Here is a 1,178-nt window from a genome sequence, read left to right on the forward strand (position 1 = left end):
TAACACTAATGTAGTGCCCCAAGGTTTTTTTATGCTCTCCACACTTAGCTCTAAAATATCAAACGCCCGATGAAGTACATCATCAGGCGTTAAGTAAAAATAGTGTCAACGTATATCAGGACTAGACAAACTTTGCAACAGAACCGAGCAAACTCTGTCCTCACGCCGGTTACAGTTTCGTTTTTGGTGCTCTTTCTTTTCGGCACGAACAGATGGACGCTCGGTTTTCTACCCGTGATATTTCACAACGTAATCAAAGTTTGACTTACATCCAACATCAATATTATCGCCTACAATATTTGGAATTAGAGCGGCCGGGGCGTTAAATTGCACGAAATCTAATCCTCCATTATTCTTGTATTTTACGCTGTATCCAAAATCAGATATGGCATTATACTGGACAAGATAACACACTTCTATCTTATCAGGCTTCCCTTTTTTCCATTTAATTCCCGTTACAGTTGATATTACGCTTGAATTATTATCTACAGTACTATATAATATTTCCTTTTTACTATTATATATGTATTGAATTCTATTTGCTGGTGTCTTCCAATCAAAATGCTTGTTACTACGAGGGCTTACCCTGTGTGAATTAGTTGTCTCAGTATAATTACCGCCAAAATATATATCGTTGTCACTATCATTATATACATTCTGAGTCCATGAAGATACAAAAAGTTCTTCTGATTTTGTTGATTGCGCGCTATAAGAAAAAATTGTGATAACTATTGATAATGATAATAACGCTAGTGGTTTTTTCATTTTTTTGCCTTTTTAAGGTTAGGTAAATTATTTTTATAATATTGTTTTATATCTAATAAAACAGATGGCATTAGCAGTATAAACATCCTCGGGTATGACTGATCGATTATTCTAAACAAAACTTTACCACAGAGTCGGCATAAGATTTATTTGTGAGCTTTATGTGTTATTCCTGCGGGTACCAATGGAATAAGATACACATTACAAGACTTGTATGAATATAGTTATCGTTCGAATTTTTAAATTATTATACGATGTGCATCTCATTAGGCAAGATATAAACAGAAGAGTACGAAATTTAATTTGACAAACATTTAAATTTTAATTGATATTAAAAAGTGTGGGGCACTTTGTTCAGTTAGCGATAAAATATGGAGAGCATAAAAAACCTTGGGGGCACTACATTAGTGTTA

At 33.7% G+C, this 1,178-nt stretch carries 1 protein-coding gene; it reads right to left on the minus strand.

The genetic code is table 11. From position 1 onward, the window contains the following. Window positions 1-228 precede the first annotated feature (228 nt). On the minus strand, window positions 229-765 hold the full coding sequence (locus FE394_RS18810; protein WP_319927850.1) for a hypothetical protein: 537 nt from the start codon (window positions 763-765) through the stop codon (window positions 229-231). Window positions 766-1,178: the final 413 nt, after the last annotated feature.

This window comes from Xenorhabdus littoralis (assembly GCF_033949345.1).
Lineage (GTDB): Bacteria > Pseudomonadota > Gammaproteobacteria > Enterobacterales > Enterobacteriaceae > Xenorhabdus > Xenorhabdus littoralis.

Coding starts and splice junctions, on each gene's coding strand:
- FE394_RS18810 (WP_319927850.1), bottom strand. CDS start 765: ATGAAAAAACCACTAGCGTTATTATCATTATCAATAGTTATCACAATT.